This is a genomic window from Streptococcus sp. E29BA, assembly GCF_041807805.1.
GTDB lineage: Bacteria > Bacillota > Bacilli > Lactobacillales > Streptococcaceae > Streptococcus > Streptococcus entericus.
The window spans coordinates 1-252 of record NZ_JBGTZA010000066.1 but is presented as its reverse complement, the minus strand read 5'-3'; the positions used below and the strand labels follow the sequence as shown (position 1 = coordinate 252).

Annotated in this window: 1 pseudogene; it reads right to left on the bottom strand. The window is 45.2% G+C overall.

Going from position 1 to position 252, the window contains the following annotated elements:
- Positions 1 to 252 (bottom strand): annotated as a pseudogene (locus tag ACERC8_RS09855) (IS3 family transposase); the annotation flags it as partial.

The window sequence follows — 252 nt, the reverse complement described above, 5'->3', positions numbered from 1 at the left end:
TCTGCCAACCGACTGACAGACCAATGATTTCACGGTTGAAGAGGTCAATCATCAAGCAAACATAAGCCCATCGCTTGCCAACACGGACATAAGTTAAGTCTGTTACAATCGCTTCCAGTGGCTTTTCTTGATTGAATTGTCTGGCTAAGAGGTTTGGAATGGGTGCGTCATTTTCCCCTTTGGCATGCGGTTTGAAGCTGGCTTTCTGGTAAACAGATACGAGATTCAATCGCTTCATGATACGACGAATGC